Annotated in this window: 14 protein-coding genes and 1 pseudogene; 12 read left to right on the top strand and 3 right to left on the bottom strand. The window is 56.7% G+C overall.

Going from position 1 to position 14,644, the window contains the following annotated elements; translation table 11 throughout:
* Positions 1-199: 199 nt before the first annotated feature.
* On the bottom strand, positions 200-1,624 hold the full coding sequence (locus FHR87_RS09570; RefSeq protein ID WP_183166501.1) for an aspartate ammonia-lyase: 1,425 nt from the start codon (positions 1,622-1,624) through the stop codon (positions 200-202).
* Between the two features lie 442 nt (positions 1,625-2,066).
* Here FHR87_RS09570 and FHR87_RS09565 point away from each other — a divergent pair, with 442 nt between their 5' ends.
* The 10 genes and pseudogenes from FHR87_RS09565 to FHR87_RS09520 all read left to right on the top strand — a co-directional run bounded on the left by FHR87_RS09565 (position 2,067) and on the right by FHR87_RS09520 (position 10,801).
* Positions 2,067-3,071, top strand: coding sequence for an ATP-grasp domain-containing protein (locus FHR87_RS09565; RefSeq protein ID WP_183166500.1), 1,005 nt, complete (start codon positions 2,067-2,069; stop codon positions 3,069-3,071).
* Between the two features lie 438 nt (positions 3,072-3,509).
* Positions 3,510-4,637: a phosphoribosyltransferase domain-containing protein gene (locus FHR87_RS09560; protein ID WP_183166499.1), complete on the top strand. Its 1,128-nt coding sequence runs from the start codon at positions 3,510-3,512 to the stop codon at positions 4,635-4,637.
* On the top strand, positions 4,627-5,385 hold the full coding sequence (locus FHR87_RS09555; RefSeq protein ID WP_183166498.1) for an HAD family hydrolase: 759 nt from the start codon (positions 4,627-4,629) through the stop codon (positions 5,383-5,385). Before FHR87_RS09560 ends, FHR87_RS09555 begins: the two co-directional genes overlap by 11 nt.
* Positions 5,378-6,472 carry a cysteine protease StiP family protein gene (locus FHR87_RS09550; RefSeq protein ID WP_183166497.1) on the top strand — a complete coding sequence of 365 codons (1,095 nt, stop codon included), beginning with the start codon at positions 5,378-5,380 and terminating at the stop codon, positions 6,470-6,472. Before FHR87_RS09555 ends, FHR87_RS09550 begins: the two co-directional genes overlap by 8 nt.
* Positions 6,472-7,422 carry an HpcH/HpaI aldolase/citrate lyase family protein gene (locus tag FHR87_RS09545; RefSeq protein ID WP_183166496.1) on the top strand — a complete coding sequence of 317 codons (951 nt, stop codon included), beginning with the start codon at positions 6,472-6,474 and terminating at the stop codon, positions 7,420-7,422. Before FHR87_RS09550 ends, FHR87_RS09545 begins: the two co-directional genes overlap by 1 nt.
* 247 nt (positions 7,423-7,669) lie before the next feature.
* A complete protein-coding gene (locus tag FHR87_RS09540) occupies positions 7,670-8,119 on the top strand; it encodes a tellurite resistance TerB family protein (protein WP_183166495.1) in 450 nt (149 codons plus the stop codon).
* Between the two features lie 11 nt (positions 8,120-8,130).
* A complete protein-coding gene (locus tag FHR87_RS09535; protein WP_183166494.1) occupies positions 8,131-9,165 on the top strand; it encodes a TerC/Alx family metal homeostasis membrane protein in 1,035 nt (344 codons plus the stop codon).
* Between the two features lie 31 nt (positions 9,166-9,196).
* Positions 9,197-9,772, top strand: a complete 576-nt coding sequence (locus tag FHR87_RS09530) for a TerD family protein (RefSeq protein ID WP_183166493.1) — start codon at positions 9,197-9,199, stop codon at positions 9,770-9,772.
* Between the two features lie 46 nt (positions 9,773-9,818).
* A pseudogene (locus FHR87_RS19465) lies at positions 9,819-9,966 on the top strand (TerD family protein); the annotation flags it as partial.
* Positions 9,967-10,477: 511 nt separating this feature from the next.
* Positions 10,478-10,801: a DUF2790 domain-containing protein gene (locus FHR87_RS09520; protein WP_246335961.1), complete on the top strand. Its 324-nt coding sequence runs from the start codon at positions 10,478-10,480 to the stop codon at positions 10,799-10,801.
* A gap of 335 nt (positions 10,802-11,136) precedes the next feature.
* Here FHR87_RS09520 and FHR87_RS09515 read toward each other — a convergent pair whose 3' ends face one another.
* The gene (locus FHR87_RS09515) at positions 11,137-11,415 is read right to left on the bottom strand and encodes a hypothetical protein (RefSeq protein WP_183166492.1); all 279 of its coding nucleotides are present in this window, start codon (positions 11,413-11,415) and stop codon (positions 11,137-11,139) included.
* Positions 11,416-11,977: 562 nt separating this feature from the next.
* On the opposite strand from FHR87_RS09515, the gene FHR87_RS09510 reads away from it, so the two are divergent.
* Together FHR87_RS09510 and FHR87_RS09505 are read left to right on the top strand one after the other, a co-directional pair.
* On the top strand, positions 11,978-12,958 hold the full coding sequence (locus tag FHR87_RS09510; protein WP_183166491.1) for a tRNA dihydrouridine synthase: 981 nt from the start codon (positions 11,978-11,980) through the stop codon (positions 12,956-12,958).
* A 113-nt stretch (positions 12,959-13,071) separates the two neighbouring features.
* Complete coding sequence (locus FHR87_RS09505) at positions 13,072-13,515, top strand: Hsp20 family protein (protein WP_183166490.1); 444 nt, start codon at positions 13,072-13,074, stop codon at positions 13,513-13,515.
* A 66-nt stretch (positions 13,516-13,581) separates the two neighbouring features.
* On the opposite strand, the gene FHR87_RS09500 is transcribed toward FHR87_RS09505, so the two are convergent.
* On the bottom strand, positions 13,582-14,454 hold the full coding sequence (locus FHR87_RS09500) for a LysR substrate-binding domain-containing protein (RefSeq protein WP_183166489.1): 873 nt from the start codon (positions 14,452-14,454) through the stop codon (positions 13,582-13,584).
* Between the last annotated feature and the right edge of the window lie 190 nt (positions 14,455-14,644).

Here is a 14,644-nt window from a genome sequence, read left to right as displayed (position 1 = left end):
CAAGTGTGCCATGCTGCAGGGTGGTTTGTTTCATGGCTGGGATTATCACCGCATCTCCGTCAACCTGCCAATAACGTGGCAGTCGGAGAGGGGTGATACAAACTTCATAAGGGCGGAAGCCTTTCAAAGATGAACCTGGACATTACTCCCCGGTTAACGGCTTCTTGCGGTATGTGAAACCGAGGCTGGGCCAGATCGATCAATGCCCCGGCGGGAGTCGGCGCGGGGCGATCATATTTTCCGGATGAAGAATGTCTGTCAACGTGATGTCGTCCAGCAGACCTTCCTCTCGCACCAGTTCGAGCACACCGCGACCACTGTCCAATGCGAGCTTGGCAATGCGTGTGCTGTTCTCGTAGCCGATGTACGGATTAAGCGCGGTGATAAGGCCGATGGAGTTCTCCATCAAGGCACGGCAGTGAGCTTCGTTGGCCGTAATACCGAGGATGCAATGCTCTCGGAGCATGACCATGGCGCGCTGCAGCAGGCGTATGGAATCGAAGAGCTTATAGGCAATCAGTGGCTCCATCACGTTGAGCTGCAGTTGGCCACCCTCAGCTGCCAGTGTCAGCGCGAGATCATTGCCGATCACTTCGAAGGCGACTTGGTTGACTGCCTCGGGAATCACCGGGTTGACCTTGCCCGGCATAATCGAACTGCCTGGCTGGCGTGGTGGCAGGTTGATCTCGCTGATGCCTGTGCGCGGGCCGCTGGAAAGCAGGCGCAAGTCGTTGCAGATCTTCGACAGCTTCACCGCCAGCCGCTTCAGCATGCCGGAGAACAGTACGAAGGCGCCCATGTCGGAGGTGGCTTCGATCAGATCGGCCGCCAGTGTCAGAGGTTGGCCGCTGATCTCCCCGAGGCGCCGTACGGCAATGGCCTGATAGCGCGGGTCGGAGTTGATGCCGGTGCCAATGGCTGTGCCACCGAGGTTTACCTCGCACAGCAGTTCCGGCGCGAGGCGTTTCAGTTTGTCGTGGTCTTCAATCAGCGTGTTGGTGAAGGCGCAAAATTCCTGACCAAGGGTCATAGGTACTGCATCCTGCAACTGGGTACGCCCCATCTTCAGTACATGGGCGAAGGTCTTACCCTTGTCGGCCAGGGCCTCGATTAGTCTGCCCAGGCTGGCAAGCAGGGCATCGTGGCCGAGCAGCAGGCCGAGTCGAATGGCAGTGGGATAGGCGTCGTTGGTGGATTGTGCCATGTTCACATCGTTGTTCGGATGCAGGTAGTCGTATTCACCTTTGTTGTGGCCCATGGCTTCGAGTGCGATGTTGGCGATTACCTCGTTAGCATTCATGTTTGTCGAAGTGCCGGCGCCGCCCTGAATCATGTCCACCACGAACTGGTCATGGAAATCGCCATGAATCAGTCGTGCGCAGGCCTCGCTGATGGCACTGTGCTTGGCGGCGGTCAGCTGGCTGAGTTCATGATTGGCATCCGCTGCAGCCTGCTTGACCATCGCCAGCGCAACCACCAGATTTGGGTAGTGTGAGAGCGGCACGCCGGACAGGTAGAAGTTGTTCACTGCGCGCAGGGTCTGGATGCCATAGTAGGCATCGGCGGGTACTTCAAGCGTTCCAAGCAAGTCTTTTTCGATTCGGAATGATGCAGTAATGGACATGATGAGATCGTCTCAGGTTGGCATGGCATATCGCCGTAGTACCGATAGATTAAGATTCATCGCAGAATCGTGGGGAAGGGGAGATTGATAGTCAGGGAAACAGATAGATGGGCAGTCGCCAAACCAACCTCCGCTCCCTGCTGTTACCCTGCATCCTATTGCTCTCGCCGTCTTCTGGCCAGGCTATGACGTCGTAACCAGTAACTGTTCCGTCGAAAATGCCCTCACAATTACGTTCGAACCAAGGCCACTCAAAGGCTGCAGAGCAATTGAACCGACGCGTTAGGCGCTGCTCTACGTCGGCGCAAGCACCCGCCATGTTTTACCTTGAACCTACTCCCGGCAGCGTTATCGTCCCGGCCCAACAATCGGAATCCGGCAGCAATTACCTGCAGAAAGCCAAGATGGCTGCCGGAATGCACCTACATCGAGGTGAACAACGGTGATCTGGTTTCTCGAAGGGCAATCCAGCCAGCGCGACATCATCATCGGCGCGCGTGAAGCGCTGCCGGCCGAAGTGAAAGTCTTCGCCTCCCACCGACAAGACCGCCCGGAAATTACCGGTCTCGCGGATGTCAGCTTGACCGAGCCGAATGACAACCAGACGCGGATCGATTGGGTGATCGCTACTGCCTTGGAAAACAGCATCAAGGTCATCCTGGCCGGCCACGCAGGAAGCGTCTTTGAGACTGCCCGTAGCCGATTCGAGGTGGTGGGCCTGCAACTGGTAACGGGCGGCATGTCCATGACCACCTTCCAGATAGTGGACGACAAAAGCAAATTCACCGCTGAAGCTGAGCGCGCTGGCCTGGCCTGTGTGCCGGCGATCACTGCTACCAGTGCTCATGAGCTGGTGAATGCTTACGAAAGTCTCGCCACACAGGGAGAGGTCTGCATCAAGCCGGCGGTCGGCATCTACGGGCAGGGTTTCTGGCGATTCAAGGCCGCGGCTGACCCATTCCGTTGTTTCGCCAACCCGGATTCGCGTGAGGTGAACTTCGAAACCTACCTCCAAGCCTACCGTGCAGGAGCAGAACGCCCGGCAATGCTCGTAATGCCGTACCTGCCAGGAAGTGAATGCTCAGTGGACATGGTTTGTGAGGCTGGCCGCCCGGTGGCATTCGTTGGACGCCGCAAACAAGGCCTGCACCAGACCTTCGAGCGCGACACTGCAGCAGTGGAGCTCGCACTGAAGGCCGCTGAACACTTCCAGTGCGATGGCCTGATCAACGTACAGACCCGCGATGACGCAGCCGGGAAGCCGCACCTGCTGGAGATCAACCCGCGCTATTCTGGTGGCATTGGCTACACGCGCGCGACGGGCACTAACCTGCCCGGCATTTTCGCCACCCGCCGGCTTGGGCTGACACAGCCCGACACCGTTTGGCGGCCGGACGTCCGAATAAAAGCCATCACCGTTGCGGTGCCAATAGCACCCTTGTACTAAATTGACGTAAGAAATTTGATGTCATTTTTGCCTTCCTAAAGTTGAAGAAGGTATTACTCAAGGAGAGCGCGAGGGATGATGGGGCTGGCGCCTAGCGCAAACAGCGCACTATCGAGTGCACGGAGCGCATGGATTCTAGAATGTGGTAACTCTTCGGCCTTCGGGGAGTACGCTGCGGTTGCTTTACTACCGGTAGACGAAAAATGCCATCCTAAAGGCGATCCCGCTCTGCTCCAGACGTCCCGCGACAGGATGGAATGGAGTGGGACTCAGGAAAAGAGCAACTGCAGCATCATCTTCACGACTGCCGAAATGGCTCGTGAAGGCCAGTCTTCTCTATGGTGAATCGAGGCTCGAAATCCATAGAGGCGCTTTGACTTGAATCCCCGGGAAGAGGCGTTAAGTTCTCGACCTCGCGCCAATCTAGGAATGTGGTCCATGGAAAGTATTGCCGTAACGACAACGCTCAGCGCGCAACTGGTACGCGGGCGGCTCGAAGTCAAAGTTGATGATGCAGTCATGGCCCCGGACTCCCTGTTCGGATTCGCCGAGCGCCGTAATCCCAAACGTGCATTTCTGTTCGTTTCCAAAGTGCTGGGACGTCATATCCCGGTGCGTCCGTCGTCGATGGCGGCCAGTTTCGAAAACCTGGCTGCCAAGATTCCGGCCGACTTGCCCGGCCCGGTCCTTGTGATCGGCATGGCCGAGACTGCCGTGGGCCTGGGTGCCGGCGTTCATCGCGCCTACAGCGCTACTCGCCCGGACACGGTCTACATGCTCAGCACGCGCCACCCGCTGGGCACTGAACTGTTCACCCGGTTCGAAGAAGAGCACAGCCATGCCAGTGCGCACCTGATTCACCTGCCGATCGATCCCGATGTTCGGGAAATGATGCTGCCCGCTCGCTCGCTGGTGCTGGTCGACGACGAGGCTTCCACTGGAAAGACCTTCGTCAATCTGTACCGCGCTCTGGTCGATGCTGGCCTGACCAAAGTCGAGCGCGTAGTCACCTGCGTTCTGACGGATTGGTCTGCCGGTGCAGTTCGCAACACCATTGGCACGTCTGCAGATCAGGTTTCGCTGCTGCAGGGCTCTTACCGCTTTATCGAGGACGCCGATACCCTGCTGCCGGACATGCCGGATGTCGGAGCGGTCGCCGTAGGCGAATGGCCGCTATCGCCAAGCAAGGACTGGGGCCGCCTTGGCGTCCGCAATGTGGTAGACACCCTGGCTCCGGATCTGCAGGTCAAGCCTGGCGAGCGGGTCATCGTGATCGGAACCAGTGAGTTCGTGTGGCGACCCTTCCTCCTGGCAGAGCGCCTGGAACGTGCTGGCGTTGATGTGCATTTCAGCTCCACCAGCCGCTCACCGATCGCCATTGGCCATGCTATCGAACATGCGCTGTCGTTCTCGGACAACTATGGCCTCGGCATCCCCAATTTCCTCTACAATGTCCAGCCCGGTCAGTTTGACCGTGTGCTGATTTGCACTGAAACGCCCGCACAGGCTGTCCCTGCCGCACTGGTTGAAGCCCTGAATGCGGAGGTCATCGTCGATGAGCAGTAATCGCCCTCTGGTATTCGTCGATCTCGATGACACCCTGTTCCAGACCGCCCGCAAAATGAGGGAAGCGACGCAGCGCCACACCGCAACCCTCGACGTACATGGTCAGCCGAACGGCTATATGAGCCCTGTACAGAAGTCCTTTGCGCAATGGCTGCTCGCGACTGCCGATGTCGTCCCGGTCACTGCGCGCAGTGTCGAGGCCTACAGCCGCGTGAAGCTGCCTTTCAGCCACGGAGCTGTCTGCGCCCATGGCGGCGTGATCCTCGATCCTGAGGGCCAGTTGGATCAGCACTGGAATACTCGCATGACCGCGGTGCTTGCCGACTTCCAGGCTCGCCTGCCCGGCCTCAGCGAAGCAACGCTCGCAATCGGCCAAGAGTTGGGTATTTCCCTTCGCGGCTGGGTTGTCGAGGAGGAGGGCTTGCGCCATTACGTGGTGACCAAGCATAACGAGGCTGATGACTCCGTGCTCGGCACGGTCCTGGCTGAAGTCCAGGCTCGCGGGTTGTTGAATGGCATGCACATCCACGCCAACACCAATAATCTGGCCTTTCTACCGAATGGCCTGGCCAAGCGTCTGGCTGTTCAGGAATGGCTGCGCCGTGATCGCGCGGTCAATGGTGAACGCCCAGTGCTGGGGTTCGGCGATAGCATCACAGACCTGGGCTTCATGGATGAGTGCCACATGTGGGCAACCCCGGCGAGCAGCCAACTGGCGAAAATGGTGGAGGGTGCGATCAATGGATAACACCCTGAACAACCTGCATACCGTCGGAAGCGGGAGTTACACACCCGGTGATGTCCACTTTCTCCTCCGGCCTGTCCAGATGGACGTAACGGATGTCGAAGAGAAGGAGCGCCTGATCCAGACAAAGCAGAAGCACTACTCCGAGATGATCAGCCTGGAGACTGCTCCGACTGAAGTCCACAAAGCGCTCTACGAGCGGGCGCTGGTGCAGAACGGCACCCGAATGGCCGCGGACGTTCAATCCCTGGCTATGGCGCTGAATAGCGCCTGTGCCGGCCACACCATTGTACTGGTGTCCTTCGTCCGCGCGGGGCTCCCGCTTGGTGTGCTGCTGCGCCGCGCGCTGATCGAAATGGGCCGAGAAACCAGCCATTATGGGATCAGCATCATCCGTGACCGCGGGATCGATACCGTTGCGCTGGAATCGATCATCCAGGTTCACGGCGCGGAAAACCTCGTCTTCGTCGACGGTTGGACCGGCAAAGGGGCTATCTCCGGTGAGATCAAGCGCAGCCTCCACGGTGACTCGCGCTTCCCGGCAGAGCCGCGCCTGGTGGTGCTGGCCGATCCTTGCGGTCGAGCCTGGCTGTCCGCCTCTGCAGAGGATTGGGTAATCCCCTCCGGTATTCTGGGGGCAACTGTTTCGGGTCTGGTTTCGCGTTCTATCTGGCCAGCCGGTGGCGGCCTGCATGGGTGCCTGGTCTACGACCACCTGCATGAACACGATGTCACCCGTGAGTTCATCGAGCAGATTGAAGCCGAGCGCCAGATGCTTGCCCCGGTTGCCCCGGCATCACCGTGGACTGAAAGCCAACGCCTGGAGCTTCAGGCTGCAGCTTTGAGTGTGGTGGACTCTCTCGCCGCACGCTTTGGCATCACGAACATGAATCGCGTGAAGCCTGGTATCGCCGAGGCTACCCGGGCCGTTCTGCGTCGCGTTCCCAACCACGTGCTGGTTCGGGATCGCAACGACAGTGACGTCCAGCTGCTGATGCACCTGACCGAGCGTGCGGGCGTAGCCGTAGAGGAAGTCGGCTCCGATCTTGGGCCGTACCGGGCAGTGACGATCATCCGGAGTGTGAGCTGATGAAGACTCTTTCACCGTACGCCCTCGGGGCCACGCTCTACATGCCCGCCACCCGCGAGGATCTGCTTGACGTCGTTTTCCGTAACAAACTGCCTGAATTGCGCTCGCTGGTGGTTTGCCTGGAAGACGCAGTGGCGGACATTGATGTCGCCACTGCGCTGAGCAATCTCGACAACCTGCTGGCAGCGATCCATCAACGTGGTGGTCGCCCGGCGGATGGTCCTCTGTTGTTCGTTCGCCCGCGAGATTCGGAGATGGCGGCCGTACTGAACGAATGGACCTTGATCGCGCACGTGAATGGGTTCGTCGTTCCCAAGCTGAGCATGCGCAACCTTGACGCCTGGGAGCAGGCGATGACCAACCCTGACCTGCTTCTCATGCCGACCTTGGAAACCCATGAGGTCTACAACCCCGGCGCGATGGTTGAGCTGGGGCAGGCACTGAAGGCCAATTTGAACCACCGGATCATCGCTCTGCGCATTGGCGGCAACGATCTGATGGGGTGCTTGGGTCTACGTCGCAACCCAGCCACAACGCTCTACAGCACCCCCATGAGCTACGTCATTCCAATGCTCGCCGGGGTCATGGGCTCGCAGGGGTTCGCCCTTACCGCGCCCGTTTTCGAGCAGCTCGCTACGCCGCACCTGCTCAAACAAGAATTGGAGCTGGATATCGCCCACGGGTTGGTTGGCAAGACAGCGATCCACCCGAGCCAGATCAACATCATCCAGGACGCGCTTCGCGTCAGCCTCGAAGACCTCAACTGCGCCAAGTTGATCGTCAACGATATGACTCCGGCTGTCTTCAAACACAACAATGCGATGTGTGAATCGGCGACTCACTACAAGTGGGCCACCAACATCCTCGAACGCGCGAAATGGCAGGGCGTGAAGCAAGCTGAGGTTACTGGCAGCGAGCAGCCTATTCGCCTGGCCGAGGCCGGTCGATGACCCGGCAGATGTTCGAAGCCGGTCTACAGGAAGCCAAGGTGCTGCCGGTCTTGGACTTCAACCTACGAAAACAAGGTCAGTTTCGATCTCAACGATAACCGGGCTGTTAAAGTCACCCGCAGAGTCGATTTCCACCAAGGACATCGCGTCATGGATCAAGCCTGCGGCTGGGTCATGCGCTGGTCCGCCAGCTCGAAATAAGCAATATCAGCGGGGCTCTGCGGCCCCGCCTCACGAGGGAAGCAGAATGCTGGAATGGCTTAAAACGAATGCGGCAATAGCTCGCGATGCACTGACCGCCGAGGTCGCGAAGTTCAAGAACAAGAATTTCATGGAAGCGACTGCGTCGGCTTGTGCAATGATCTCTACGGCTGATGGTGAGGTTTCCTCGGCAGAAAAAATGAAGATGACTGGCTTCATCAACAACTCGCCAGAGCTGAAAGTATTTAACCTGAACGATGTCATCAAAGTATTCAACGACGCCTGTGGCAAGTTCGAGTTCGACTTCCAGATCGGCCAGGCAGAAGCCCTGAAAACCATCAGCAAGATCAAGGGAAACGACGGTTCTGCCCGACTGTTGGTACGCGTTGCTTGCGCAATTGGCGCGTCGGATGGCAACTTCGATGACAAAGAAAAAGCGGCCTGCCGCCTAATCTGTCTTGAGCTGGGTCTAAATCCAGCTGATTTCGAACTCTAAGGAGCTGTTCCGTGGAAGCTACTCACATTGGATTCCCACCGCTGACCATGGCGGTATTCGTAGCAATCGCGCTCGGCGCGTTGCTGCTGGACATGGTCACTCATCGTGGCAACAAGCCCGTTTCGCTGACCAAAGCCTCGATCTGGTCGATCTTCTGGATCGCGATCTCACTGGCATTTGCAGGCTTCCTGTACGTCCAGCATGGTCCGCAGGCCGCCAGCCTGTTTGTAACCGGTTACGCCCTGGAGAAAGTCCTGAGTGTGGACAATCTGTTCGTGTTCATGGCGATTTTTGCCTGGTTCAAAGTGCCGGACGGTCTGCGTCACCGCATTCTATATTGGGGCATCATAGGCGCCATCGTGTTCCGTGGCATCTTCGTGGCCATCGGTACCGGCCTGCTTGCCTTCGGCCCTTGGGTTGAGATCGTTTTCGCGCTGATCGTGGCCTGGACCGCAGTCATGATGCTGAAAAACAGCGGTGACGATGACGAGGAAGAGGATTACTCCAAGCACCTCGCCTACCGTTTCGCTCAGAAGCTGTTCTCGGTATGGCCCAAGCTGCACGGCAACAAGTTCTTCGTGACTCGCAAGGTCCTCGAGGTCGAAGTCCAGAAGACCGAGAACCAGGGCATGACCCTGGCCGCGAAGGGCACCCTGTTCGCCACCCCTCTGTTCCTGTGCCTGGTTGTGGTCGAAGTCTCGGACATCCTGTTCGCCTTCGACTCCGTTCCGGCCGTCATCGCGGTGAGCCGTGAGCCCCTGATCGTCTACTCGGCCATGCTCTTCGCGATCCTGGGCCTGCGGACCATGTACTTCGTCCTCGAAGCTCTGAAGCGCTACTTGGTCCATCTGGAGAAAGCGGTAATCGCACTGCTGTTCTTCATCGCTATCAAGCTGGGCTTGAGCGCGACCGACCACATGTTCCACCACGGCTACAGCATTGACCCGAATACCAGCCTGATAATCGTTATGGTTGTCCTGGCGATCGGCATCCTCGCAAGCGTGATCTTCCCGGAAAAGGAAGAAACGCAACCTGAAAACAACTGAGCAACCGCACCAACCATAAGGAGTTATACCCATGGCACTGACTCTTCAAAAAGGCGGCAACCTGTCCCTCTCGAAAACCGACCCGACCCTGACCAAGATCCTGGTTGGCCTGGGGTGGGACCCTCGCGCCACTGACGGCGCCGAGTTTGACCTGGACGCCAGCGCCTTCCTGCTGGGTGCCAACGGCAAAGTTCGCGGCGAAGCCGACTTCATTTTCTACAACCAGCTGAAAAGTCAGGATGGCTCTGTCGAACACGCCGGTGATAACCGTACCGGTGCTGGCGACGGCGACGACGAAGTCGTCAAGGTCGATCTGAGCCGCGTTCCGGCAGACGTCGACAAGATCGCCTTCACCGTAACCATCCATGACGCTGATGTTCGCAAGCAGAACTTCGGCCAAGTTGGTGGCTCGTTCATCCGCATCGTCAACGAAGTGAGTGGCGCTGAAGTCGTTCGCTATGACCTGGCCGAGGATGCTTCGACCGAAACTGCGATGATCTTCGCGGAGCTGTACCGCAACAACGGCGAGTGGAAATTCCGCGCCATTGGCCAGGGCTATGCTGGCGGCCTACGCGCCCTGGCCACTGGCTACGGCCTGAACTTCTGACCCACCGCACACCGCACCGAGCTAAGGAGTAAAAGGGGCTGTAAATCTGTCCAAAGGCGGTAACGTCTCCCTGTCGAAAGAGGCCTCGGGGCTGAGCGAAATCATCGTCGGTCTGTGAGACCTGGGCGTTACCGATGGCATCGAGTTCGATCTCGATGCTTCGATCTATCACCGGTGAAAACGGCAAATTCCTCGCGGGGGTTGAGGTGTTTATCTACGCTGCGCCAGCCTACTCACTTGCCAGGAAATATCCCCGCGTGCGTGGGGAAAACCGGGGCGGGTAGTTCCGCCCGACGGCCGTCCGGTTCACTGCGCGGTGGGGCTGACCCGCGTCCACAGATCGTCGGCCGCAATCCGGTGCTCATGCGAGCGTTGAAAGAGCGGATGACCTCGCTCAGGAAGGCTTCCCGACTCTCTGGAAATTGTCGAGCTCGAGCGCAGCGACTTCCTCGCGTAGCGGCGTGACCTGGTGGTAATCGCCAGCTCCTCTCCTACCATCGCAGGGTGGCCGGCAGTCGCGAACAGCAGGTCACCGATCCAAGCGCTCAAGCGCCGGCCAGCAAGGTCGACCTACTAAGGGTGAAGCAGGTCGTCTGACGCCGCTCATCGCCACCATGAGTTGTCTCCTGCAGCTGCACCCAAAATCTATACTAGTGTTAATAGTGAAAAGCATGTCTACAAGCATTAAGCAAATGGAGAACATTCATGACCGCAGTAAATATAAAGCCCATGAAATTGTCTTTTGCAATGGCCATGCTTTTGCCTACGTCTTTGATCATGGGAGAAAGTAGCACTTCTGATCCCATAATCTTGGAGGATACAACCGTGTATTCACAGGTGCCCGAAGCCAAAAACTATAAATACGGAATGCGCTTGGATATTGCCAAGGTAGTGACTATGGAATATTTCCCGCCTGAACCGAATTTTTGCGGAGTCATTCCAGCACAAATGACATATGAGGATTCCATGGGGAAGATCCATGCTATTCGTTACCTGTATCCCGAAATTTCGGGGTGTCCGGACAATTAAGATAAAACTGCTCCGGGATTTCCATAGGCTTATTTATTTGAGTAAACATATACTTGGCGCTTTGGCTTTTAGCAATCACGGCTTTGCCGTCGCCTTGATGTCCGCATTATCCTACCTATGCCAGTTTCGCCTGTTTTTAGCACTGTAATAATCTGGCTTTCTGTGAATCTGCTTTTCTTCAAGGGAATCTCCGATTCATGGAGGCTCCGAAATTCTACTGGCTGATCTCTACTGCAAAAGGAAACTTGCGCAGAGTCGATGAGCCGCGGATTCGTGAAAAGCTTGAACGCGTCGTGGCTGGCTTGTTGGGTGAAAGCCAGGTATCCACCGATCGATCAAAAAACCAGGAGCGTTCTATTGCGTCGCTCCGTACTGTCGAGCCTCGCATTTTGCTCATTCGATGGCGAGTACAGAAAAACTGGAGACATTGGATCCAGCGTTTTTTGTGTTTTGTCTTTTTCCGGCAGGTATAGAAGAGCAGGATGCGAATTTATCTGTTTGATATAGGGGGTATTTTTGGCTGAAAGCGCATCAATGTCTGGAATAACGTCCTTCTGGCAGTTACTTGTTGTCAAACCAATAAAAAATGGAGCAATAAACAAAATTTTATCCATTGTATTGCCTGATTATTTGTTTTTTCTGATTTCCTTGGGGAATAGATAATCATCAAATGGAGACCCAAAAACCATGCGCTGAGTCAGTTTTTTAGGCTGGCTTGCAGCCGTTCATCGGGTGGGATATCAAGACGTTTCCAGCGTGCATTGCTGCAGATAATTCTGACCATCCAGACAGTCAGGGAATATTCAGGCGAATAGATCCAGATCAATAGCGGTCTTCACTGTATGGTCAATTACTTGGCTATCTTGAAACTGATGGATAAGCCAATGTGAGGAGGCCGATATGGCGTATTGCTGCCGTAGCATGCGGACACGAGATAAGAACACCCTGTTCAGGAGGCCTTATGCCATCGGGTAAGGACGATGAAGTCATAAGCTTGTGGCTGGCTATCCTGTTAGTTCTGGTATCGATGACGACAATCTGGCTGGTCGGGGAACGCTGGCTTTGATTGTCGGCCAGATCCGCTTCCATTTGCTCGAATCGTTGCCATTCCAGGCTGTTCAATCGTGGTTGCCCATGTATTTTGGGTGATCTTTCACGCTGTCGAGACTGCTGTCGATGAAAATTGCTTTGGCGCCCATGGAAGGCCTGGTCGATGGGGTGCTGCGCGATGTGCTGACCCGTACTGGTGGTATCGATTGGTGCGTGACGGAGTTTATCCGGATAACTGATCGACTCTTGCCCGAGAGTAGTTTCCACAAGCTGGTGCCGGAATTGGAGCGAGAGGCCATGACTCGTTCCGGTGTGCCGGTACATGTGCAGTTGCTGGGTTCCGACCCGGTGCTCCTGGCTGAGAATGCCGCATTTGCTGCCTCGCTCGGCGCTCCGGTCGTCGATCTCAATTTCGGTTGCCCGACCAAGACGGTGAACAAGTCGCGTGGTGGTGCGGTGCTGTTGAAGGAGCCGGCGTTGCTGCATGCCATTGTGTGCGAAGTGCGTCGTGCCGTGCCCAGGCATATTCCGGTGACGGCAAAGATGCGCCTGGGCTATGAGTCTCCAGACCAGGCCGTGGAGTGTGCGCAGGCCTTGAGTGAGGGCGGGGCGGCGTTTCTGGTCGTACATGCACGGACCAGAATCGAAGGCTATCGACCCCCGGCTCACTGGGAATGGGTTGCCCGTATTCAGGATGTAGTGCCGATCCCGGTCTATGCCAATGGCGATATCTGGAGCCTGGACGATTGGCGACGTTGTCGGGTGGTCAGTGGGGTGGAAAACATCATGCTGGGGCGAGGGTTGGTCTCGCGTCCCGATCTGGCTTGGCAGATCGCTGCAGCCAGCCGGGGGCAGCCGGTGGATGAAATGGGCTGGCAATCCGTGCAGCCCATGCTGGCCGATTTCTGGTGCCAGACCAGACAGAAGCTCGATCCGCGTTACATGCCGGGGCGACTCAAACAATGGCTTGGCATGTTGGCGCGAAATTACCCGCAAGCGCTCGAATTGTTCGAGATGATTCGACGGGAAAATGATTGCGCCCGGATCGACTCTTTGCTTGCAGAACAGTCGGTACGCAGAGGCGTATCGCCTTTAGCTGTTTGTTGAAAGTTCTCGATCTCAGCTCTTGAAAGCCACAAGCGAGCCCCTATTTCTGGGATACGGGATGCCGAAAATCGGGTCCCGCAATGACTGACTCGCTGATGTTCAGGAGATTGAAAATGACAGCTTTCCCTATGGCTCCACTGTTTCGTCAATCCATCGGTTTCGATCGTTTCAATGATCTGTTCGAGTCTGCCCTGCGCAACGATAGCGGCAGCACATATCCACCCTACAACGTTGAGAGGCGTGGCGATGGGCTGTACCGCATTGTGGTTGCAGTTGCTGGTTTCGATAATGCGGACCTGGGTCTGCAGGTCGAGCGCGGTGTACTGACCGTCAGTGGCGGCAAGCGTGAAAGCGAGGCGAAGGAGGTAACCTACCTTCATCAAGGTATCGCCCAGCGTGCTTTCAAGCTCTCGTTCCGCCTGGCCGATCACATCGAGGTTCGCAATGCATCCTTGGTCAACGGTTTGTTGAATATCGACCTGGAGCGGATCGTTCCGGAAGAAGCCAAACCTAAACGCATCCCGATCAATGGCGAAAGACCTGCGCTGGAAAGCTGACACCATTTCTTAGCGATATGCAGTGAACAAGGGGCGCTTGGCGCCCCTTGTCCGTTTCTGGGTTCACTATTTTCTCTGTGCATCGAGCAGAGCCATAAAGGCCCTTGCCGCATTGGACAGCGTACGCTCGGTATGCAGGATGTAGCCCAGTTGGCGCTTCAGTTGAGGTCCCGATAGCTGCAAGCGTACGACCTGTTCGTCCAGCATGGTTCGCGGCAGTATGCTCCAGGCGAGGCCGATGGAAACCATCATCTTGATCGTCTCCAGATAATTGGTGCTCATGGCGATATTCGGTGCCAGCCCTTCAGCCTCGAACAGGCGCCGCACAATGGTATGGGTAAAGGTATTGCTGCCAGGAAAGACTGCCGGGTAGCGTGCAATGTCCGCTAGGGTTGTCTGCTCGTTACGGGCCAGGGGATGTTCTGGCGCGGCAACAAAATCCAGCGGGTCTTCCCATACTTCGATGGCTTTGATCGGCAGTGTGGTCTGGGGTGCGAGGGTTATCACGGCCAATTCGGCGCGGCCATGCAGGATTTCTTCGTAAGCGACTTCCGAATCGAGAAAGTGGATATCCAGCGCGACCTGAGGATAAGCCTGGGTGAAGCTGCGTAATAAGGAAGGTAAACGATGCAAGCCGATATGGTGGCTGGTAGCCAGAGTCAGCCGACCGCTGACAGCACTGTGCAGGTTATTTAGGGCACGACGAGTATCGTCCAGTACGTTGAGAATCTGGTAGGCACGTGGCAGTAGGGCGCGGCCGGCTTCGGTCAGACCGATTTCCCGCCCGAGGCGATCGAACAGGCGCGTATCGAGCTGCTGTTCAAGTGCGGCAATACGTTTGCTTACGGCTGGTTGTGTCAGGTGCAGACGCTCGGCTGCCAGCGAAAAACTGCCGGTTTCGACTACAGCGATAAAGGCATTAAGGCTGGCCAGGTCCACAGGTTATCCCTCTTCTTGAGCGGAGAGTGGCCATCTTGGTGAAGGCCTGCCACTTTACTTTGGCTGAATCGGGATTCCTGAATGGAATCGTTTGAATAAAAAATATGAATTTGAGTTATCACTGGCAAGCCCCTAGCATCGCTACCTTAGCCTGACCTGTATCGACGATTCAGGTAATAAAAAACGCTGA

The organism is Azomonas macrocytogenes, from assembly GCF_014191985.1.
Taxonomy (GTDB): Bacteria; Pseudomonadota; Gammaproteobacteria; order Pseudomonadales; family Pseudomonadaceae; genus Azomonas; species Azomonas macrocytogenes.
Note: the sequence above shows the minus strand (reverse complement) of the source record. Positions and strands in the feature narration are given on the sequence as shown.

Coding starts and splice junctions, on each gene's coding strand:
- FHR87_RS09570 (WP_183166501.1), bottom strand. CDS start 1,624: ATGTCCATTACTGCATCATTCCGAATCGAAAAAGACTTGCTTGGAACG.
- FHR87_RS09560 (WP_183166499.1), top strand. CDS start 3,510: ATGGAAAGTATTGCCGTAACGACAACGCTCAGCGCGCAACTGGTACGC.
- FHR87_RS09555 (WP_183166498.1), top strand. CDS start 4,627: ATGAGCAGTAATCGCCCTCTGGTATTCGTCGATCTCGATGACACCCTG.
- FHR87_RS09550 (WP_183166497.1), top strand. CDS start 5,378: ATGGATAACACCCTGAACAACCTGCATACCGTCGGAAGCGGGAGTTAC.
- FHR87_RS09545 (WP_183166496.1), top strand. CDS start 6,472: ATGAAGACTCTTTCACCGTACGCCCTCGGGGCCACGCTCTACATGCCC.
- FHR87_RS09540 (WP_183166495.1), top strand. CDS start 7,670: ATGCTGGAATGGCTTAAAACGAATGCGGCAATAGCTCGCGATGCACTG.
- FHR87_RS09530 (WP_183166493.1), top strand. CDS start 9,197: ATGGCACTGACTCTTCAAAAAGGCGGCAACCTGTCCCTCTCGAAAACC.
- FHR87_RS09520 (WP_246335961.1), top strand. CDS start 10,478: ATGACCGCAGTAAATATAAAGCCCATGAAATTGTCTTTTGCAATGGCC.
- FHR87_RS09515 (WP_183166492.1), bottom strand. CDS start 11,415: ATGGATAAAATTTTGTTTATTGCTCCATTTTTTATTGGTTTGACAACA.
- FHR87_RS09510 (WP_183166491.1), top strand. CDS start 11,978: ATGAAAATTGCTTTGGCGCCCATGGAAGGCCTGGTCGATGGGGTGCTG.
- FHR87_RS09505 (WP_183166490.1), top strand. CDS start 13,072: ATGACAGCTTTCCCTATGGCTCCACTGTTTCGTCAATCCATCGGTTTC.